The sequence below is a fragment of the Paenibacillus sp. FSL K6-2441 genome (assembly GCF_037964765.1).
Classification (GTDB): Bacteria; Bacillota; Bacilli; order Paenibacillales; family Paenibacillaceae; genus Fontibacillus; species Fontibacillus phoenicis.
The window spans coordinates 4,635,245-4,654,919 of record NZ_CP150174.1 but is presented as its reverse complement, the minus strand read 5'-3'; the positions used below and the strand labels follow the sequence as shown (position 1 = coordinate 4,654,919).

Sequence of the window (19,675 nt, the reverse complement as noted above, 5' to 3'; positions counted from 1 at the left end):
AGACTGTCACTCCTTTTAAATCTTCCAATTGTGGCTTAAGCCATGCAGAAAGAAGTCGAAATAAACATAAATAAAGGGGAATTTTATCCCCAATGTTCAGTAAAGTAGCATCATTATAAAATAAATAATTTTCGAATTGTTCACAATGTTATCCACAACCTGTTAATAAATCAGCGGATAAACAGAGATATTCACAACGAAAACAATATAATCATAGCAAAAGAAGGCTTGTTTTTCAATGAGCTCTCGGCTTTTATCCACAAATTCAATAACTTGTGCATAATTCTCATTCACACCACTACATATTGTTTATAAATTGTTTAAAATTCGACAGACAGCTGCAAAATCTCATAAAAAATATTCACAACTTATTCTGATCTCTCATCAATCTTCGAGTTTCGGCTGTGAATAATTCAACCGTCCGGGATAGAGAGCAAGCTTTGCTTATTATATAGAAAATAAAAATCCGACCGCCCCATAGGGACGGTCGGATTCGTTTTATATGGATGTAAGAGCGTCTTACTGCTCAGATTGTTGTTGTTGCTGGAACTTGGCAATCGCCTCGTAATCTTCCTCCAGCTTCCGCGAGATGCGGATGTAGATCGGCAGCAGCTGCTTATAAATCGCCGCATGCTCCGGAATGGGCGAGTGTTCGTGGGTGCCGCCAACCATTTCCTTGACGACTTCGAAGGAATCAATCTCTCCCAAAGCATACAGACCAAGTACCACGGCCCCTAAGCAGGAGCTCTCAAAGCTCTCCGGAATGACGACTTGTTGGTCGAAGATATCAGCCATCATTTGCCGCCATAATGGGGAGCGGGCGAAGCCGCCCGTGGCCTGAATTTTCTGCGGGCGCCCGATCTGTTCCTCCATCGCCAGGAGCACCGTGTACAGGTTGTAAATGACACCTTCCAGCACGGCACGAATCATGTGCTCCTTCTGATGATGCAGCGTCAGCCCGAAGAAGGAGCCGCGCGCGTGGGGATTCCAGAGGGGCGCTCGTTCACCGGCCAGGTAGGGGTGGAAGAGCAGGCCGTCCGCGCCGGGAGCGACGCGCTCGCCAATTTTGGTCAGCACGTCGTACGGGCTGATCCCCAGCCGTTTCGCCGTTTCGACCTCGGAAGCGGCGAATTCGTCCCGCACCCAGCGGAAGATGACACCGCCGTTGTTGACCGGCCCCCCGATCACCCAGTGCTTATCCGTCAGCGCGTAGCAGAAGATCCGGCCTTTGGGATCGGTTCTCGGCCGGTCGACCACGGTGCGGATTGCACCGCTGGTGCCGATCGTGACGGCGACAACGCCGGGGTCGATGGCATCGACCCCGAGATTGGACAAGACGCCGTCACTGGCGCCAATGACGAAGCGGGTGGAGGGAGCGAGTCCCATGGCACTGGCGTAGTCTGGCGTCAGGCCTTGCAGGACGTGCGTCGTCGGCACGAGCTTGGACAGATGCTCCGGCGTAATGCCGGCGATCCGCAGCGCTTCTTCATCCCAATCTAAGCGTTCGAGGTTCAGAAGTCCGGTGGCCGACGCAATCGAATAATCGACGACGTACTCCCCAAACAGCTTAAGGAAGACATATTCCTTAATCGAGACGAATTTGCGAGCTTGTGCAAAAATGTCAGCCTTCTCATGGCGCAGCCAGAGCAGCTTGGTCAGCGGAGACATCGGATGAACTGGCGTGCCGGTGCGCAGGTAAATCTCGTGTCCGCCCAGCTCCTTCTTCAGCTTCTCCGACCAATCCGCACTGCGGTTGTCCGCCCAGGTGAGACAGCGCATCAGCGGTTTGCCCTCGCCATCCAGCGGGATGACGCTGTGCATTGCGGAGCTGAAGGAGACGAAGCCGATTTGATCCGGAGCGATGCCGCCTGTTTTCATCACTTTTCCCACCGCGGCGATCACTGCAGCAAAAATCTCTTCCGGATCCTGCTCCGCCACGGCAGCGGAAGGGGTATACAGCGGATACTCCTCATTGGCCGTAGCGATTACTTGGCCGTTGCGTTCATACAATACCGCCTTCGTGCTGGTTGTTCCGATATCGAGGCCGATCATATGTGTTACGGTACCCATAACCTACCTTCTCTCTACTTCAAAATTTCGTATTTCCATTGTAATGAGGTTTACCTTAGAAAATAAAGCTCAACACGAGGATCAACAACAATCCCACGACGGACAGAAGCGTTTCCATCACGGTCCACGACTTTAAGGTTTGCGGCACCGACATATTAAAGAATTCCTTCACCATCCAGAAGCCGGCATCGTTAACGTGGGAAAGCACAATCGACCCGGCGCCGGTGGCAAGCACGGCCAATTCGACGTTGGCCCCAGGGGTCATGGCCAATACAGGAGCTACGATGCCGGCTGCCGTCGTCATCGCGACCGTTGCCGAACCGGTAGCTACACGGATCAAGGCCGCCACGAACCAAGAGAAGAGAATCAGGTTCACGTTCGCGCCGGTGGCGATTTCCGCGATGGCTTCGCCGACGCCGCTGTTGATCAGCACTTGCTTAAACGCACCGCCGGCACCGATAATCAACACGATCCCGGCGATCGGCGCCAGGCATTCGCTTGTGAATTTGGAGATATCCTGCTTGCTGAATCCGCGGCTGTAGCCCAGCGAGAAGAAGGAGAACACGACGGCGATCAGCAGCGCCATAATCTCGTGTCCGATAAACTCACAGAACAGCGTGATCGGACGAGTGGCTTCAGGATCGAGGATATCGGCAATGGAACCAATCAGCATGAGAATGACCGGCAGCAAAATCGTAAACAGCGTGATACCGAATCCCGGCAGTTTGCGATTCCCTTTGACGGCAAATTGCTCCGCCAGCTCGGCCGGAGGTTCCAGCACAATCCGCTTACCGATATATTTACCGAACAGAGGACCGGCTACGACCGCTACCGGCAAGCCGATCAGGATCGAATACAACAGAGTCTTGCCCAGATTTGCTCCATACGCGTCAATAGCGATCATCGGCGCCGGGTGCGGCGGGACGAGTCCGTGTACAGTGGACAAACCAGCTAAAATCGGGATACCGATTTGGAGCAGGGACATTTTTGTTTTCTTGGCAACTGTAAAAACAATCGGAATAAGCAGAATGACGCCAACTTCAAAAAATACCGGGATACCGACGATAAAACCAACGAGCATCATCGCCCAATGCACCCGCTTCTCGCCAAACCGATTCACCAGCGTTGTGGCAATGCGCTCCGCGCCGCCGGATTCGGCCATCATTTTCCCCAGCATCGTACCGAGACCAATGACGATCGCGATCGTGCCCAGCGTTCCGCCGAGACCGCTTGTGATGGAGCTGACGACGTCCAGCGGTTTCATTCCAGCCAGAAGTCCAAGCAGCAGCGCGGAGATCAGCAGCGTGACGAAGGGGTTCCATTTATATTTGGAGATCAACACGATTAAAAATACGATGGTGAGCAGCGTCCAAAAAAGAAGCGTTGCATTATGGCTCATACCAAACAGGGTATCCAAAGTGATTCCTCCTCTTTAGGGTCATCTTGATGTGTTCAGTTCAGCGCTTTCATAAATGATCATGCTGGAAATTGTTCTTATTATGATCAAAACCAACAGAATTTGATTATTGTATACTTGTCGACAATAAATCCGGTGCAAAGGGCCGATAGGCCGCTTCTGTTAGTTATTGAGGAAGGCTCGTATGCAGCGTGCGGTGGGAGTCGGCGAAGTACTCTTCCACGTTCCGCGCGATAATCCCGGGGTCACGCGATTCCAAGCCTTGCAGCAGCTTGCGATGCTTGCCGATAACATAGTTAATTTTGTCATCGCTTTGCGACAACACCTCTCGCGTCGTAATCAGCATCACCGTCATAACAATATGGCGGATGCTGGTCCATAGATGCATGATGCGCGTATGGTTAGCTCCAGCGATAATTGTCTCGTGAAAACAGAGATCCTGGTAGGCAAATTCCGCGATATCCCGGTGTTTGCCGGCCAGTTCCATTTTATCGATGATTTGTGCGAGCGGGGCGAGCAGCGCTTCCGGATTCTCCGCCACCCGCTGCGAGGCGAAGCTTTCGATCAAATAACGAACATCGTACAATTCGTCGACGTCCTTCAGGCAAAGGCCATTCACCACCACCCCCATGCGTTGAAGGCTGATCAGCCCTTCACTAGAGAGCGTTTTCAGCGCTTCGCGAACCGGGGAACGGCTCGTGCCGAAATCCGCGGCAATGCGGTTCTCTGACAGAACGGTGCCCGGTTTGATCGTACCGTTAATGATCTGCAGGCGAAGCTCCGCTGCGATCGATTCGCCAAGCGAGCTGCCTTTTAACCAAGAAGAAGGGTATTGCATGCGATATTTCTCCTATCCAAGGGATATGATCCCGCTTAATGATCGTGAAGTTTTAAATACTTCGATCATAGCATGAAAATCGTAAAGATGGGGGAAACTCGCGCTAGGTTTCGGCAATTTTTCAGCAGTTATTTCGCTGATTCAACCGCGTGGCCGCCAAATTCGTTGCGCAGCGCTGCAACAACCTTGCCATGGAAAGTGTCCTCCTGGAGTGAACGGTATCGCATAAATAGCGACATGGCGATCACCGGCGCGTTCGCTTGCAAATCCAGCGCGGTCTCTACCGTCCATTTGCCTTCACCGGAGGAGTGCATCACGCCGCGAATGCCTTCCAGCTTCGGATCCTTGGCAAAAGCGTTCTGCGTCAGCTCCATCAACCAGCTGCGGATGACCGAACCGTTCGACCATACCCGGGCGACCTGCTCGAAATCGTAGTTGTACTGGCTTTTGTCAAGCAACTCGAAACCTTCGGCGATTGCTTGCATCATGCCGTACTCGATCCCGTTATGGACCATTTTGAGGAAATGGCCGCTGCCGGACGGACCCGTATACAGATAACCGCCAGATACGGCGATATCCTGGAAGATGGGCTCAACCAGACGGAAGGCTTCTTCCTCGCCGCCAATCATAAAGCAGCCGCCTTGCTGCGCACCTTCCACACCGCCGGAAGTTCCGACATCCAGGAAGCGAATCCCATGCTCCGCCAGTTGCTGAGCGAGTTCCAGCGAATTTTTGTAATGGGAATTTCCTCCGTCGATAAGGACGTCGCCCGCTTCCAGCAACGGGGTTAGCTGATCGACAACCGATCGCAGCGGGGGACCGGCCGGAACCATGACCCAAACGACCCGCGGTGCTTCCAATGATTTGACGAGCTCCTTCAGGCTGGCGGCGGGAACCGCGCCTTTCTCCGCTGCGTTTGTTACGGATTGGGAATTCATATCGTAGGCGACCACGTCATGTCCATGCTCCAGCAGATTCAGAACGAGATGGAAGCCCATTTTTCCAAGCCCAACCATGCCTAATTTCATCTATAAAACACCTCGCTATCATTATTGTATACTTGTATACAACTTACAATTTGACTATACTCCGATTCGATTCGGCTGTAAACTACAAAAATGAAAGCGCTTTGGTGAAAAGATGTCCGATCAAGTTGAAACTACTTTTCCACATGTGCATAACTTCTATACGAAGTGATTCTCGGGCAAGCCTGTGGAAAACTGGGGACGTTGAGGTCCCAAAACGGAAGCTGTGGATTGTGTATAACGGAAAAGGAGAATGGAGGAAGGGGGAAGTTCGGTTGACTTTTCCCAGGCGGTATGGTTAAATGTATGAAGGCATTTTCTGTGGATATGAAAATGGGTAACATAAAGATAATGATGATATTCCTGTAAGGGGGTGCGATAGATGAAACCAACTTTCAAACCGAATGTGAGCAAACGTAAAAAGGTTCACGGTTTCCGTAAAAGAATGAGCACGAAAAACGGCCGCAAGGTTCTCGCTGCTCGTCGTCTCAAAGGCAGAAAAGTACTGAGTGCGTAAAGCGTGCGTAAGGACCACCGCGGTGGTCTTTTTTTTATATTTCGATCTTTGTGCGATCGTTGCGGCGATGTTTGGTCTATACTATTTGTTAGAAAATCAGGTGATCGTAGAGCCGCAGCTGATTTTTTAACCACCTCTTAGTAGAAGTTTGAATCAAGGAGATAGCTCGTGCATAAACAACTTCGTTTGAGAAACCGCGCCGATTTTAACCGGATCTACCGGTTTGGCAAATCCTTTGCGAATCGCCAACTGGTGGTGTACTGGTCGAATAAACCGGAGATTGAACGTTTTCGGCTGGGGGTTTCGGCCAGTAAAAAAATCGGAAATGCCGTCGTTCGCAACCGGATGCGGCGGATGTTGAAGGAGATCGTCCGGCTGCATGAAGCGGAGATTCGCGACCATGTCGACCTGATCTTGATCGTGCGGAACGGGGCCGTCGGAATGGAATATAAGGACCTCGAAAAAAGCGTGCTCCATGTGCTGCGGAAAGCTTCGCTGCTGCGGGATTCCGGGCGTTAGGCAGGCTTGTTTCTTTGTCTCTTCAAATATGTTATGATTTACGGTGAATGGATAGGTTAAGAGAGGGGTTTTGAAGTGTCGCGATTGATGACTAACCGAAGAATATGGCTTCTTCTCCTTCTGGCGGCCGTGATGGTTGCGGTTCTCGCAGGCTGTGCGCCTCAGAATGCACATCAGGCAACCACGACGGCTGATATGAGGACAAACGGATCATGGTGGACCTCCAATGTGGTTTACTATTTCTCGCTCGCGTTGGATACGTTTGCAGAATGGTTTAACGGGGCTTATGGCATCGCGATTTTGATTATGGTGCTGATCGTGAGGACTTTGATTCTCCCGCTCACATTGAAGCAGGTAAAGAGCTCCAAGGCGATGCAGGCCATTCAGCCGCAGCTCCAGAAAATCCGGGAGCAATATAAGGATAATCCAGAGAAGCAGCAGCAGGAGACGATGAAGCTCTTTCAGGAACACAAGGTGAATCCGATGGCGGGTTGTTTCCCGCTGCTCATTCAAATGCCGGTGTTCATTGCGCTGTATAACTCGATTTATTACAACTCGGCGATCCGGGAGCATTCCTTCTTGTGGCTGCAGCTCGGGGAGCCTGACAAATTGTTCATCCTGCCAGCGATCGCTGCCATTACGACATTCATTCAAACGAAGATGATGTCGAGCATGAACCCGCAAGGGATGCAAGGCCCGATGGCGTTTATGATGTGGGTCTATCCGATTTTGATTTTTGTGATGGCGTACAATTTCGCCGCTGCGTTGCCGTTGTACTGGATCTTCAGTAACCTGTATACGATCGCGCAAAACTACTTTATCTACCGCAAGAAAGATCCAGCTTTGTCCGCAGCTGCCGCTACGGCAGGCGGAGGCAGCGGTTCTTCTTCCAGTTCAGGGAAGAAGCGGGGCGGCTCCAATCTAAAAGCCGGTCATCCCGGTAGAGGTGCCAAGGAGGCCAAAAAATCGAAATGAATAAAATTGTGACGTCGGGAAAAACCATTGAAGATGCTGTTAAACAAGGATTGGCCAAGCTCGGCACCACCGAGGATAAAGTCGCCGTGAACGTGTTAGAGCAGCCGTCAAAAGGATTCCTGGGGCTGATTGGGGTGAGGGAAGCGAAGGTTGAGCTGACTTTGCTTGAACCACCTACACCTGCACCTGAACCTGCATCAGTACCTTCCTCAAATAGGACCCCTTCGGTGCCTCACTCATCTGCTTCCGTGGTGGAGGAGAAGAGTGCGGGCGGCGAGAAGGATCCCTATGCGGAGGCGGCGTCATTCATTCGGGAGGTCGGGGAGAATATGGGCTTGGATGTCAAAGTCGAAGTCTCCCATAGCAAAGACCATACCGTGCTTAACATTTCGGGCCAGGATTTAGGTTTAATGATTGGGCGCAGAGGACAAACCCTCGACGCTCTGCAATATTTGGCGAATATCATCGCTAATCGTTATTCGGACAGCTTTATTCGTATCGTCCTCGATGCCGAGAACTTCCGGGAACGCCGGAAGAAAACGCTGGAGGACCTTGCCGTCAGATTGGCCGGACGGGTCGTTCGAACGCGTAAAGAGGTTACGCTCGAGCCGATGTCGCCGCAGGAGCGCAAAGTGATTCATTCCAAACTTCAGGATCACCCGGAGGTCAAAACTTATAGTAAAGGTGAAGAGCCCAACCGGAGGGTCGTTATTACTCTGAAGCACAGCAAATGAATGAGACGCAATGACGTTTGCTCGGCGTAAGCTGGGGGACGTCATTTTTTTATATTGGATTCGCCCCTCCCCAGGGGAGCCTCCCTTACCGGACTCAACCCTCCCCACCCCTCCCTTACCGTAAGGGAGGGCGCCCGAGGGCTTGCCGCCCTCTCCCGCAAAGGAGAAGAACGTTGGAGGTAATGAGTCGCTCCTGCTCGCTGTCCCCTTCGGGGATGCGTTCTACGTTGGTGCAAGGAACGCTTTTCCCCCCTTCAGGTACGTCTTACTTGGGGAGCACCCGGGCTACCTGGAAAACCGTGCTGCTCATGACTACTGCTTTCGGCTCACCCGTGTGGCAGAGGCTGTGTGAGTCGCTTCTCGCCCCTTCGGGGCCCGCCTCTACTTTTAGATCTCCTCCAGTTTGAGGGCGAATGCTACGAAGGGGAGCGTGAAGAGACGCAGGCGGTTTAGGAGAGACTACGAGCAAGGAGGCGCTGTCTCCTGCGGAGATGTGCTCACGTTAGAGCAGAAATATGTGGGCGGGATGCTGGATGGTGAGTGAATTGGGAGCGGAATGGGGCGTATGAAGAAACGTAGTGGTCGCCTTTGCTATTGGATTGTAGCCTTGTAGGGTGTTCTCTATTCAGAACAATCCAATGGCAACCTCGATCGTAGGATCATACGACCAGCGGAGCTATGAAATTCACGAATAGTTTTGATATTTATCATGCGAGGTGAAACCAATGCTTAGTGATACAATTGCTGCGATATCGACGGCGGTGGGCGAAAGCGGCATCGCCGTGATCCGCGTCAGCGGGCCGGAGGCGATCTCCGAAGTGGGGCGGTTGTTCCGCTCCAAGACGGCGCTGCCGGAGGCGGAAAGCCATACGGTACACTATGGCTTTATCGTGGACCCGGCGACGGGCGAGAAGCTGGAAGAGGTGCTCGTCAGCGTCTTTCGCGCGCCGCGCTCCTTCACCACGGAAGACGTGGTGGAGATTAGTACGCACGGCGGGATCATCTCCGTCAAACGCGTGATGGACCTGCTGCTCCAGCAGCGCGGCATTCGCCTCGCCGAGCCGGGCGAGTTCACGAAACGCGCGTTCCTGAACGGGCGGATCGACCTGTCGCAGGCGGAGGCGGTCATTGACCTGATCCGCTCCAAGTCGGATCGGGCGTTCTCCGTGGCGCTAAAGCAGGTCGAAGGCCAGCTGTCGCGCCAAATCAGCAAGCTGCGTCACACGTTAATTGAGACGCTGGCGCATATTGAGGTGAATATCGATTATCCGGAGCATGATGTGGAATCGATGACGATGGCATTTATCAAGGAGAAGTGCGCGGAGGTGTCGGAAGGCATCGACGCGCTGCTGAAGACGGCGAATCAGGGCAAGATTCTACGCGAGGGGATTACGACGGCGATCGTTGGCCGCCCGAATGTCGGCAAATCCTCGCTGATGAACGCCCTGGCTCGCGAAAATAAAGCGATCGTCACCGACATCCCGGGCACAACCCGGGACGTGATCGAAGAATATGTGACGATCAATAATATCCCGCTGAAGCTGCTCGACACGGCGGGGATCCGCGAGACGATGGACGTCGTCGAGCAGATCGGCGTGGAGCGCTCCAAAGCGGCAGTGAGCGAAGCGGACCTGATTCTGCTCGTCCTCAACAGTGCCGAAGCGCTGCATGAGGACGAGATCGCCTTAATGGAGCAACTGAAGGGGCGGTCCACGATCGTGCTTTTAAATAAGATTGATTTACCGCAGCAGTTGGATCGGGAGGTGGTCCGGCGTTATTTTCCCGAGGAATCGATCGTCGAATTGTCGGTCAAAACGGAGGAAGGGCTGGATCATCTGGAGGACGCCATTGCCCGGATGTTCTTTGGCGGGGAGCTGGAGTCCAACGATCTGACGTATGTCAGCAACGTGCGGCATATCGCTTTGCTGAAGAAGGCCAAGCAGTCGCTGGCGGACGCTTATGAAGCGGCGGACAGCGGCATCCCGATCGATATTTTGCAGATCGATGTTCGGCTGGCTTGGGAGCAATTAGGTGAAGTGATTGGGGATTCGGCGCCGGATGCGTTGATTGATCAGATTTTTTCGCAATTTTGTTTGGGGAAATAAGGAGGCTTTCGTATCAGCAGCGCCTGTTCATGGTATGATGATACGGATAGCGTTTGAATGGTGTAAGGTAAAGGAGGTTGACGATAGATGGGTTACGCTGCCGGAAATTATGAGGTGATCGTGGTTGGCGCAGGGCACGCGGGCTGTGAGGCGGCATTGGCTGCAGCGCGGATGGGCTGTCGTACGCTGATGGTCACGATTAATTTGGATATGGTTGCTTTCATGCCGTGCAATCCTTCGATTGGAGGTCCGGCAAAAGGCCATGTCGTCCGTGAGATTGATGCACTGGGCGGCGAAATGGGCCGTAACATCGACAAGACGTTCATCCAAATGCGGATGTTGAATACCGGGAAAGGTCCGGCCGTTCATGCGCTGCGCGCGCAGGCGGATAAATTCTTGTACCAGCACGCGATGAAGGAAACGCTGGAGAAGGAGCCGAATCTGACGATGCTCCAAGGGATGGTGGAGGAGCTGATCGTAGAGGACGGCCAGTGCGTGGGCGTCATTACGAAGACCGGGGCAGAATATCGGGCGAAAGCGGTGGTGCTGACAACCGGTACGTATTTGCGCGGGAAAATCATCATGGGCGAGCTGATGTATGAAAGTGGTCCAAACAATCAGCAGCCATCGGTGCGTTTGGCGCAAAACTTGAAGGAGCTGGGCTTCGAGCTCGTTCGCTTCAAGACGGGGACGCCGCCGCGGGTCCATAAGGATTCGATTGATTTCTCGCAAACGGAGATTCAGCCGGGGGATGAGAAGCCGAAGTTTTTTTCCTATGAGACAAAGAGTTCGGACAATGAGCAGTTGCCTTGCTGGCTGACGTATACCTCCGAGGAAACCCACAAGATTATTACGGATAACCTGCATCGTGCACCGATGTTCTCGGGTGTCATCGAAGGTACGGGTCCGCGGTACTGTCCTTCCATCGAGGACAAAATCGTACGGTTCAGCGATAAGCCGAAGCATCAGATTTTCTTGGAACCGGAAGGCAAAAATACGTCCGAATATTACGTGCAAGGCTTCTCCACCAGCATGCCGGAAGAGGTACAGTTGCAGATGCTGCGTTCGGTTCCTGGCTTGCAAAATGTGCAAATGATGCGGACCGGCTATGCAATTGAATACGATGCGGTCGTGCCAACCCAGCTGTGGCCTTCGCTGGAGACGAAGCGATTGCCGGGTCTGTTCACGGCGGGGCAAATCAACGGGACTTCCGGTTATGAGGAAGCGGCGGGACAAGGCATCATGGCCGGGATTAATGCAGCGCGTAAGGTGCAAGGCAAAGAGCCGATTGTGCTTGACCGCTCGCAAGGCTACATTGGTGTCTTGATCGACGACCTGGTAACCAAGGGAACTAACGAGCCGTACCGTTTGCTGACTTCACGGGCGGAATACCGGTTGCTCCTCCGTCACGATAACGCAGATTTGCGCTTGACCCCGCTTGGGTATGAAATTGGATTGATTTCGGAAGAGCGGTATGCCCGGTTTTTGGATAAAAAGCAGAAGGTTGAGCAGGAGATTGAGCGGTTGAAGACGACGAAGATTCGACCAACTGAAATCAATCCATTGCTGGAGTCGATTGGTTCCGCTCCGATTCAGGACGGAAGCAATTTGCTGACGATTTTGCGGCGTCCGGAAGTGACGTATGCGCATATCGCTTCGATTTCTCCATCTGAGGTTGAGCTCGATGAAGAAATGCAAGAGCAAGTTGAAATCCAAATCAAGTACGCCGGTTATATTGAGAAGCAATTGATCCACGTTGAAAGATTACAAAAAATGGAAAAGAAAAAGATCCCTGAAAATATCAACTATGACGATATTCAAGGCCTGGCCATCGAGGCGCGGCAAAAGCTGTCCAAAATCCGTCCGATCTCCATCGGGCAAGCCTCGCGGATTTCGGGGGTTACGCCTGCGGATATTTCCATCTTGTTGGTGTATTTGGAGCACTATAACCGGGTCACGGCTGCGGGAGGGTAACCATTGGATTCGATACAAGCCCAGTTTTGCTCGCTGCTACAGGAACATGGCATTGAGGTGTCGGAGGAGCAGCTCAAGCAATTTGAACGTTATTATGAAGAATTGGTCTCTTGGAACGAAAAAATGAACCTCACCGGGATCACCGAACGGGAGCAGGTCTATATCAAGCATTTTTATGATTCGATTAGCCTGGCTTTTCATGTCCCGATGGGGGAGATCGAGTCCATGGCGGATATTGGATCCGGAGCAGGTTTCCCCGGCATTCCCCTGAAAATTTGTTTTCCGCATTTACAGCTCACGATCGTGGATTCGTTAAACAAACGGATTCAGTTCTTGCAGCATGTGGTGAATGAATTAGGGTTGAACCAGGTGCGTCTGCTTCATGGACGTGCAGAGGATTTGGGACGCCAGGAAGATCTTCGTGACGCTTTCGATTTGGTTACAGCCCGGGCTGTTGCCCGAATGGCGATACTTAACGAGTTTTGTTTACCGTTTGTGAAGCCAGGTGGATTATTTGTAGCCATGAAGGGGAGTAATCCGGAGGATGAAGTGAAGGAAGCGGCCCGTAGTTTATCCGAGCTGAAAGGGAAATGGGTCAGCACACCGGCATTTTCTCTCCCGTTGGAAAACTCCGAACGCCATTTGGTGCTGATTCAAAAAACAGCCCCTACGCCCCAAAAATATCCGCGAAAAGCGGGAATTCCAGCGAAAATGCCGTTGGTTTAAACAACCATAGTAATTTCCCCCTTAGCAAAATGTTCCACGTGAAACATCGCTAAGGGGGCTTTTTGTCCGTTTGCAGGCAAATCTTACTTCTTTTCTATAACTTCTCTAAATTAGAGAATAGGATTATAGAGGAAAAAGTGGTAGAATAGATATATCGGGTTGGTTGAGGGTTGGATGGACGTTCCGAGGCCACGGTTATCTTGGTGGACAAACCCTTAACGAACGTGCATTTCGTTTAGAGCAATGTCATCCCACGGGGATGATCCGTAAGGCTTGGCCTTATGTCACTTTGAAATTAGGTGGTAATCGACGGAATGAAAGAACAATTTTCTAAATTGTTTGGGCTAACCGAACGAAATAGCGGAGATGAAGTGAGACAAATTCCGGTGGGGGAAATTGTCGGCAGTCCTTATCAGCCGCGGACGATCTTTGACGACGAGAAAATCGATGAACTCTGCCAAACGATTCGTACTCATGGCGTGATTCAACCGATTGTCGTACGGTACCGGAATGAGAAGTATGAGATCATTGCCGGAGAGCGTCGCTGGCGTGCCGTCAAAAAGCTGGGCTTGGAGTCCATTCCTGCGATCTTGCGCGATTTCAATGATTCGCAAGCCGCTTCTATCGCTTTGATCGAAAACCTCCAACGGGAAGGGCTGACTTCGATTGAGGAGGCGATGGCTTACCAAAATTTGATTGATTTGCATCAGTTGACACAAGAGAGCTTGGCTCAACGTCTTGGGAAGAGCCAATCCACGATCGCCAATAAGATCAGGCTGCTTCAACTTCCGGATGAAGTAAAAAATGCGCTGATGGAACGGAAAATTACAGAGCGTCATGCGCGTGCTTTGCTGTCCTTGGACTCGGAAGAGCTGCGACTGAAGGTGTTGGGTGAAATTATCAGCAAAGAGCTGAATGTAAAACAAACGGAAGCCCGAATTGCCTTTTATAAGGAAGTAGCCAAAAACAAAAAGTCTCCTTCGAGACGAATCTCCTTTACCAAGGATGTTCGATTGGCTCTAAATACGATTCGCCAGTCGATTGATATGGTTACGGGTTCTGGTTTGCAAATTAAAACGGAAGAAAAGGATCATGAGGATCATTATGAAATTGTGATTCAGATCCCGAAACGTTCATAAACTTCTCTCGCTGACCCTAACCGCGAGGTTCTGGTCAGCTTCTTTTTCGGTCTTTCTTGATTGGTTGTGAACATGTGATTGCTGAACTTTCTATGCACATGTGGATAATTATTTTCCTAATGTACATGGGATGGATACATCGGTTCATAGCTACTCATCTATCGATATCGACCGGCAGGTGTATTCACCACGCATTGCTATAGGTCTTTTTGTAGCTGCAGCCTAGAATGCGTACATGAGTACTACAAAGAGATTCTTCTATTATATTGAGGTGAACTGGATTGTCTAAAATCATCGCCATAGCGAACCAAAAAGGGGGCGTCGGGAAGACGACGACTTCTGTCAATTTGGGAGCGGGACTAGCTGCCATCGGAAAGAAAGTGCTGCTGATCGATATTGACCCCCAAGGGAATACGACAAGTGGTGTTGGCATTAATAAAGCGGATGTTGCGAATTGCATTTATGATGTACTGATTAATGAGGTTCATCCAAAGGAAGCAATTGAACATACGGAGATTGAAAATTTGCATATCATCCCGGCTACAATTCAACTGGCTGGGGCTGAAATCGAATTGGTTCCAACCATTTCGCGTGAAGTGAGACTTAAGAAATCGTTACAGCCTATTCGGAACTTATACGATTATATTTTGATTGATTGCCCGCCTTCGCTTGGAATTCTAACCATCAACTCCTTGACCGCCGCTGATTCCGTACTCATTCCTATTCAGTGCGAATATTACGCTTTGGAAGGTCTTAGCCAGTTATTAAATACGGTGAGATTGGTTCAAAAGCATTTAAATACTTCGCTGCAAATCGAAGGGGTCTTATTAACGATGTTTGATGCTCGGACAAACCTGGGGATTCAAGTCATTGAAGAGGTTAAGAAGTACTTCCAGCAGAAGGTATATAAAACAGTGATTCCACGTAATGTGCGTTTAAGTGAAGCGCCGTCCCATGGTCAATCCATTATTACGTATGACCCTCGTTCGAAGGGTGCGGAAGTATATCTTGAGTTGGCAAAGGAAGTGGTATCTTATGAGTAAACGATTGGGCAAAGGATTGGATGCTCTGATCCCGGCACTGTCTATTCAGGATGATGATAAGGTTATAGAGATCCCACTTAACCAACTTCGTGCCAACCCGTATCAACCACGCAAGACCTTTGATGAGGAGGCTATACGGGAGTTGGCCGAATCGATTCGGCAACATGGGGTTATTCAACCGATTATTGTACGCAGCGTACTCAAAGGTTATGAAATTATCGCAGGGGAGCGCCGGTTCCGTGCATCGCAATACTGCGGTAATGCAACCATCCCGGCCGTTGTTCGGAGTTTTTCAGATCAACAGGTCATGGAAATTGCACTCATCGAGAACCTGCAGCGGGAAAATCTAAACGCGATGGAAGTAGCGGTTGCGTACCAAGGGTTGATGGATCAATTCCAGCTAACACAGGAAGAGCTTTCGTTGAAGGTAGGGAAGTCTCGTTCTCATATCGCGAATTTTTTGCGGTTGCTTTCCTTGCCGGATGAAGTGAAGGAATGTGTTTCACGTGGAACATTATCGATGGGACATGCCCGAGCTTTGGTTGGGTTGAAGGATCCAGATACGATTAAGCAGTTGGCCCAGCAATGTATCGATCATGAATGGAGCGTTCGTGATCTGGAAAATGCGGTGCAACAACTGGATCGCAAAAAGCAGGAAAAACCAAAACCGGCTGGGAAGAAACGCGACCCCTATATCGAAGAAGTAGAAGAGAGTCTGCGTGAACGATATAAGACGACAGTCAAAATTAAAGCAAATAAAGACAAGGGTAAAATCGAAATTAACTATTACAGCCAGCAGGATTTGCAACGGCTGCTTGATATGTTGACTTCGGGATAAATGAAATGACATATCTAACTTTTGGACAACTCCTAAAAGTGGGGGGCTTCAGAAGGAGGGTATGTCATTTCTTGGTCTGGCATCCGATTGAACTGGAACGGATCATAGAGCTGAAATCCAAATCAAACTTATACCTGATCCTAAGGAGGGGAACGTGTTGCACGAGAAGAAATCCGTTATCTATCTGGATCATGCGGCTACATCTTGGCCAAAACCTCCTAGGGTAGGAGAAGCGATGTTGGAAATACTAAACGGACCAGCTGCCAATGCAGGACGTGGAAATCATGGAATGGCGCTCCAAGCGGGGAGGGTGCTGTACAACACGCGCGTCAAGCTTGCCCAGCTATTTGGGGTCTCCAATCCCAATGATATTGTGTTGACCTCCAGCACAACTTCAGCTTTAAATTTAGCCATCAAGGGATGGCTAAAACCAGGGGATCATGTGGTGGCGACAACCGTTGAACATAATTCGGTAAGGCGTCCACTTGAGTTCTTGAAGCGGACCGCAGGTATCGAAGTGGATTATGCTGAGGTGGATCCACGCGGTCAATTAGATTTGCAGCAGGTGGAGAATCTTTTCCGTCCCCACACACGTTTACTTGTATGTTCCCACAGCTCGAACTTGTTGGGATGTATTTTGCCAGTTCAAGCTTTAAGCCAGATGGCTCATGCGCACGGAGCGATTCTAATGGTGGATGCTGCGCAAACGGCAGGGTGCTATCCGGTAAACGTTCAAGAGATGGGGATCGACTTGCTTGCTTTTCCAGGGCATAAAGGGCTACTTGGACCTCAAGGTACAGGAGGATTATATATTCACCCGGATATTGACCTGGAGCCGCTGATGCATGGAGGAACTGGCAGTCAATCCGAAGAAATCGAGCAGCCGTCTGTTCGTCCTGACCGGTATGAAGCGGGCACTGTGAATACTCCAGGGATTGCCGGGTTAGGTGCTGGGGTAGAAATGGTGCTTGAACGTGGCGTGGAACAGATTCATCGTCACGAGTGGGAGTTAACCCAGTTTTTAATGAAGGAACTGCAAAAGGTTCCTGGCGTTCGTCTGATCGGTCCGGAGATCGGTCAGCCTCGAACGGGTATCGTCTCGTTTACAATCGAAGGACGGGATGCCTCGGAAGTCGCGTTTGTGCTGGATCGGGAATATGGCATCGCGGTTCGTGCAGGGTATCACTGCACACCGTTAGGCCATCAAACTGCCGGCACGCTGGAGGGCGGAGCGGTTCGCGCCAGCGTAGGTTATCTGACGACCGAGGCAGATCTTCAAACATTAATTGATGCAATTCATAAAATGGTGAACTGATCTCAAGCACAGAGGAGTAGAAAGTCGCATGCGGGAATGGAATGATCTCATCTTTGAGCAACTAAGCTGGATCGTTGGAGGTTTGGTTCTCCTGATCCTTTGGATGTTGATCTGGAACCTGATTCAGGGAAGTAAGCTTCGCAAGATGAAGCAAAGATACGAACTGATGATGAAAGGTACTGGCGTACAAGATCTGGAGACCTTGCTGATCGATTTGAAGATGCAGCAGGACAAAATCGAAGACGTCCAGGAAGAACAGAAGCAACAGCTTGCACAAATCCAAAAATGGATGCCTATGCAAAAATCTAAAATTGGTATCAAACGCTACAATGCTTTCGGTGAAAAGGGAAACGACCTGAGCTTCTCCATTGCGATCGTTAATGATCAGCAAGATGGCGTGGTCCTCACTGGCCTGTATAACCGTGATGGTTCTTTTGTTTATGCTAAGGGCTTGGAGAAAGGGGAGTCACCGCATGCGCTTTCTCCGGAAGAACGGGAAGCTATAGCTCTCGCCGGGCTAAGGAAATAGACCCTTGAGTCCACTCTTTAATCGCGGTATACAAGCATTTTGATATAATCTCTGAAAGACGCATAACTAGACTGAGACGTGTGTTTTGCAATACGAAGTATTCCATGAAGCCGCCGACATTGACGATGCCCGTAAGATGGATATCGCCGACCGGCGGTAATTCTTTATTCACCCCTGCTCCAGGGCGGAGGGGGCCTTGCACCACTTGGATGGATCCAACGCTGGATGTCTGACCGAGGCAGGCGTCAATGCTGATAATATAAGGGTTAGCGAACCGAGCGTGGATTTCATCTAAGGTTTCTCTTAGATTCATGGCATGTACAGGCTCATCGAGTGTGCCGTAAAGGTGAAAATACGGGCATTGATACTTCGCCAACGCGCTGCCGACCAGGGGGCCTAAGCAATCTCCGGTGGAACGATCGGTTCCAATGCAAACGACAACAATGTCTTGTCCTGGGGTAACCTGTCCAAAATGCAGAAGCAACCGGTGAATGATGGCCGAATGAATGCCGGGTTCGGTATGAAGGATTTTTAAATAAGGAATTTCTTGTCCTGGAATGGTCGGTTGAATCTGTGACATGGAATCTTCCTTTCCGCTGAAGATCAAGTGCGCATGCTGCACTTTATAGATTTAGTAGATAGTATATGGAAGAAATGCGTATTATATACTCGTACAAAAGTCTTAATGGACAAAAGGAGAGGAATCTGAATGGAAGAGGACTGGCTGGTGATGGCGTTTGATTCAACACAGCAGGCGCTGCGTGCGGAGATGCTGCTGGAGTATGCTGAGGTAGATATCGATTTATTTCCTACCCCCAAAGAAATCACCGCAGGATGTGCGTTGTCGATTCGTTTTCCCCAAAACGATTTGGAGGTAGTTAAAGAGATCATCACTTCGGAATCGGTAGAGATACGGGGGATTTACTCCCACGACGGGATGGGCTATCATAGCATCAAGCTTTAGGGCTTGACGGCCATGGATGATACATTGATGAAATCTCAAAAAGGATTGATAGATATGTTACTGGCAAAAGAACCGGAAGTGATCCAGGATGCTGCCGAAACGGTGACGACCTGGAAAGATAAGATATGGAATTGGTTTACAGATATGGATATGTGGATGAACGTGCTTTATGCCGGGATCAAAATTATCATTATTTTCACCCTCACCCGATTGTTCGTTCATATCGTATTCCGCTTAATCGATCGATCGTTGCAGAAGAGGGAGAAGAGCCGGTTGCAGATGAACCCGCGACGGTTAGTTACGGTTGGTGAACTGCTCAAGAATGTCACCACCATCACCAGCAATTTTATTATGGTCATGTTAGTGATGGGGGAGCTTGGGTTTGATCTGGCGCCGTTGCTAGCGGGTGCCGGAGTTCTTGGCCTTGCAATCGGTTTTGGTGCCCAGAGCTTGGTGAAGGATGTTATTACCGGCTTTTTTATCATTCTGGAGGATCAGTTTGCTGTTGGTGATGTCATTCAAACCGGAAGTCTGAAGGGGACGGTAGAGATGATTGGGCTGCGCTCCACTCGGTTAGTGAGCTACACGGGAGAGGTCCACATCATCCCTAACGGGATGATCACGAACGTAACGAATTACTCCGTGGGAACCGCATTGGCGGTGGTCGACTTGCCGTTTAGCAACTCAAGGAAGCTGGAGGACAGCGTAGAGCTGCTCAGAAGGGCCATGCAGCGCCTGAAAGAGGAGAAGGAGGGGATCCCTCAGATTCCGAATGTGCTGGGGATTCAGTCGTTAACAGCGAGCGAGTACGTGATTCGAATTGCGGTGGAGTGTCCTCCAGCCATTCGATCGGAAGTGGAACGTCAGATCCACGCTTATGCCAAAGAAGCTCTGGAGCAGGAGGAGTTGGAGAACCAACGCGGGCATGCAGAGATCTAGGGTTCAAT

Annotated in this window: 19 protein-coding genes; 14 read left to right on the top strand and 5 right to left on the bottom strand. The window is 50.6% G+C overall.

From position 1 onward, the window contains the following. Positions 1-519 precede the first annotated feature (519 nt). The 4 genes from gntK to gnd form a co-directional block, all read right to left on the bottom strand. Entirely contained in the window at positions 520-2,070 is a 1,551-nt protein-coding gene (gntK, locus tag NSQ80_RS21470; protein ID WP_339300815.1) for a gluconokinase, read from the bottom strand. A gap of 55 nt (positions 2,071-2,125) precedes the next feature. After that, positions 2,126-3,487, bottom strand: coding sequence for a GntP family permease (locus NSQ80_RS21465; RefSeq protein ID WP_009223338.1), 1,362 nt, complete (start codon positions 3,485-3,487; stop codon positions 2,126-2,128). 166 nt (positions 3,488-3,653) lie between these two features. Next, positions 3,654-4,325, bottom strand: coding sequence for a GntR family transcriptional regulator (locus NSQ80_RS21460; protein ID WP_009223339.1), 672 nt, complete (start codon positions 4,323-4,325; stop codon positions 3,654-3,656). A gap of 128 nt (positions 4,326-4,453) precedes the next feature. After that, a complete protein-coding gene (gnd, locus tag NSQ80_RS21455; protein WP_009223340.1) occupies positions 4,454-5,353 on the bottom strand; it encodes a phosphogluconate dehydrogenase (NAD(+)-dependent, decarboxylating) in 900 nt (299 codons plus the stop codon). Between the two features lie 379 nt (positions 5,354-5,732). Here gnd and rpmH point away from each other — a divergent pair, with 379 nt between their 5' ends. From rpmH to NSQ80_RS21395, 12 genes are all read left to right on the top strand, one after another. Continuing rightward, positions 5,733-5,867 carry a 50S ribosomal protein L34 gene (gene rpmH, locus NSQ80_RS21450; RefSeq protein WP_009223341.1) on the top strand — a complete coding sequence of 45 codons (135 nt, stop codon included), beginning with the start codon at positions 5,733-5,735 and terminating at the stop codon, positions 5,865-5,867. Between the two features lie 168 nt (positions 5,868-6,035). Continuing rightward, the gene (rnpA, locus tag NSQ80_RS21445) at positions 6,036-6,386 is read left to right on the top strand and encodes a ribonuclease P protein component (RefSeq protein ID WP_009223342.1); all 351 of its coding nucleotides are present in this window, start codon (positions 6,036-6,038) and stop codon (positions 6,384-6,386) included. 75 nt (positions 6,387-6,461) lie between these two features. Next, on the top strand, positions 6,462-7,361 hold the full coding sequence (locus NSQ80_RS21440) for a YidC/Oxa1 family membrane protein insertase (RefSeq protein ID WP_036644066.1): 900 nt from the start codon (positions 6,462-6,464) through the stop codon (positions 7,359-7,361). Further along, positions 7,358-8,095 (top strand): RNA-binding cell elongation regulator Jag/EloR, encoded by a 738-nt coding sequence (gene jag / locus NSQ80_RS21435; RefSeq protein ID WP_323078363.1) that lies wholly within the window; start codon positions 7,358-7,360, stop codon positions 8,093-8,095. The genes NSQ80_RS21440 and jag overlap by 4 nt, the downstream gene beginning before the upstream one ends. Before the next feature lie 725 nt (positions 8,096-8,820). After that, positions 8,821-10,200 carry a tRNA uridine-5-carboxymethylaminomethyl(34) synthesis GTPase MnmE gene (gene mnmE / locus NSQ80_RS21430; protein ID WP_009223345.1) on the top strand — a complete coding sequence of 460 codons (1,380 nt, stop codon included), beginning with the start codon at positions 8,821-8,823 and terminating at the stop codon, positions 10,198-10,200. Positions 10,201-10,287: 87 nt separating this feature from the next. Further along, positions 10,288-12,174 (top strand): tRNA uridine-5-carboxymethylaminomethyl(34) synthesis enzyme MnmG, encoded by a 1,887-nt coding sequence (gene mnmG, locus NSQ80_RS21425; protein WP_009223346.1) that lies wholly within the window; start codon positions 10,288-10,290, stop codon positions 12,172-12,174. Between the two features lie 3 nt (positions 12,175-12,177). Beyond that, positions 12,178-12,900, top strand: coding sequence for a 16S rRNA (guanine(527)-N(7))-methyltransferase RsmG (gene rsmG, locus NSQ80_RS21420; protein ID WP_323078360.1), 723 nt, complete (start codon positions 12,178-12,180; stop codon positions 12,898-12,900). Between the two features lie 314 nt (positions 12,901-13,214). Continuing rightward, positions 13,215-14,039, top strand: coding sequence for a nucleoid occlusion protein (gene noc, locus NSQ80_RS21415; protein ID WP_036644069.1), 825 nt, complete (start codon positions 13,215-13,217; stop codon positions 14,037-14,039). A 281-nt stretch (positions 14,040-14,320) separates the two neighbouring features. After that, positions 14,321-15,082 (top strand): AAA family ATPase, encoded by a 762-nt coding sequence (locus tag NSQ80_RS21410; RefSeq protein WP_009223349.1) that lies wholly within the window; start codon positions 14,321-14,323, stop codon positions 15,080-15,082. After that, positions 15,075-15,920, top strand: a complete 846-nt coding sequence (locus NSQ80_RS21405) for a ParB/RepB/Spo0J family partition protein (protein WP_009223350.1) — start codon at positions 15,075-15,077, stop codon at positions 15,918-15,920. The genes NSQ80_RS21410 and NSQ80_RS21405 overlap by 8 nt, the downstream gene beginning before the upstream one ends. A gap of 157 nt (positions 15,921-16,077) precedes the next feature. Then, entirely contained in the window at positions 16,078-17,235 is a 1,158-nt protein-coding gene (locus NSQ80_RS21400) for an aminotransferase class V-fold PLP-dependent enzyme (RefSeq protein ID WP_036644071.1), read from the top strand. Between the two features lie 28 nt (positions 17,236-17,263). Further along, positions 17,264-17,764: a DUF4446 family protein gene (locus tag NSQ80_RS21395; protein ID WP_009223352.1), complete on the top strand. Its 501-nt coding sequence runs from the start codon at positions 17,264-17,266 to the stop codon at positions 17,762-17,764. Here the strand turns inward: NSQ80_RS21395 and yyaC are convergent. After that, positions 17,736-18,344: a spore protease YyaC gene (gene yyaC / locus NSQ80_RS21390; RefSeq protein WP_009223353.1), complete on the bottom strand. Its 609-nt coding sequence runs from the start codon at positions 18,342-18,344 to the stop codon at positions 17,736-17,738. The two genes, NSQ80_RS21395 and yyaC, sit on opposite strands and share 29 nt — an antisense overlap. Before the next feature lie 129 nt (positions 18,345-18,473). Between yyaC and NSQ80_RS21385 the strand changes: the two genes are divergently transcribed. Together NSQ80_RS21385 and NSQ80_RS21380 are read left to right on the top strand one after the other, a co-directional pair. Continuing rightward, positions 18,474-18,728, top strand: a complete 255-nt coding sequence (locus NSQ80_RS21385) for a DUF3343 domain-containing protein (protein WP_009223354.1) — start codon at positions 18,474-18,476, stop codon at positions 18,726-18,728. Between the two features lie 54 nt (positions 18,729-18,782). Then, complete coding sequence (locus NSQ80_RS21380) at positions 18,783-19,667, top strand: mechanosensitive ion channel family protein (protein ID WP_260071561.1); 885 nt, start codon at positions 18,783-18,785, stop codon at positions 19,665-19,667. Positions 19,668-19,675 lie beyond the last annotated feature (8 nt).

Coding starts and splice junctions, on each gene's coding strand:
- mnmG (WP_009223346.1), top strand. CDS start 10,288: ATGGGTTACGCTGCCGGAAATTATGAGGTGATCGTGGTTGGCGCAGGG.
- NSQ80_RS21405 (WP_009223350.1), top strand. CDS start 15,075: ATGAGTAAACGATTGGGCAAAGGATTGGATGCTCTGATCCCGGCACTG.
- mnmE (WP_009223345.1), top strand. CDS start 8,821: ATGCTTAGTGATACAATTGCTGCGATATCGACGGCGGTGGGCGAAAGC.
- yyaC (WP_009223353.1), bottom strand. CDS start 18,344: ATGTCACAGATTCAACCGACCATTCCAGGACAAGAAATTCCTTATTTA.
- NSQ80_RS21395 (WP_009223352.1), top strand. CDS start 17,264: ATGCGGGAATGGAATGATCTCATCTTTGAGCAACTAAGCTGGATCGTT.
- NSQ80_RS21460 (WP_009223339.1), bottom strand. CDS start 4,325: ATGCAATACCCTTCTTCTTGGTTAAAAGGCAGCTCGCTTGGCGAATCG.
- NSQ80_RS21385 (WP_009223354.1), top strand. CDS start 18,474: ATGGAAGAGGACTGGCTGGTGATGGCGTTTGATTCAACACAGCAGGCG.
- jag (WP_323078363.1), top strand. CDS start 7,358: ATGAATAAAATTGTGACGTCGGGAAAAACCATTGAAGATGCTGTTAAA.
- gntK (WP_339300815.1), bottom strand. CDS start 2,070: ATGGGTACCGTAACACATATGATCGGCCTCGATATCGGAACAACCAGC.
- rpmH (WP_009223341.1), top strand. CDS start 5,733: ATGAAACCAACTTTCAAACCGAATGTGAGCAAACGTAAAAAGGTTCAC.
- NSQ80_RS21380 (WP_260071561.1), top strand. CDS start 18,783: ATGTTACTGGCAAAAGAACCGGAAGTGATCCAGGATGCTGCCGAAACG.
- noc (WP_036644069.1), top strand. CDS start 13,215: ATGAAAGAACAATTTTCTAAATTGTTTGGGCTAACCGAACGAAATAGC.
- gnd (WP_009223340.1), bottom strand. CDS start 5,353: ATGAAATTAGGCATGGTTGGGCTTGGAAAAATGGGCTTCCATCTCGTT.